Genomic DNA, 507 nt, shown 5'->3' on the forward strand with positions numbered 1-507 from the left:
CAGCTACGGGAGCATCGTGGTCGATCTCGAACGACGCGAGGTGATCGACCTGCTTCCCGATCGTCAGCGCGACACGGTCATCGCCTGGCTGCGCCAGAACCCGCAAGTCGAAATCATCTGTCGCGACCGTGGTCCGGGTTATGGTGCGGCCGCAAGCGAGGCGGCGCCGCAGGCACAGCAGGTGGCCGACCGCTGGCACCTGTTCGAGAACGCCTCGGCAGCATTTCTGGCGGCTGTGCGTTCGGAAATGCCATGTTTGCGGCGCGCGCTGGCGCCGACGGGGCCGGTCGATCCGGCGACCCTGACCCGTGCCGAGCGCATCCAGTGGGATGGCTACCAATTGCGCGAGGCCCTCAACCGCCAGATTATCGATCTGGCCGGGCAAGGCGTGCCGATCAGGGTCATGGCACGCACGACCGGCGTGTCGCGCAAGACCATCCGCAAGGTCCTGCGCGGCCAGCGTCACGACACCTTCCGCACGCGCCAGAGTTCGCTCGATGCCTGGTC

Annotated in this window: 1 protein-coding gene; it reads left to right on the top strand. The window is 67.1% G+C overall.

The features are described from left to right. Window positions 1-16 precede the first annotated feature (16 nt). Window positions 17-507: transposase (locus IE191_RS20950; RefSeq protein ID WP_229815749.1), on the top strand; the 491-nt coding region annotated here is incomplete at its 3' end.

It is taken from the genome of Novosphingobium pokkalii (assembly GCF_014652855.1).
Lineage (GTDB): Bacteria > Pseudomonadota > Alphaproteobacteria > Sphingomonadales > Sphingomonadaceae > Novosphingobium > Novosphingobium pokkalii.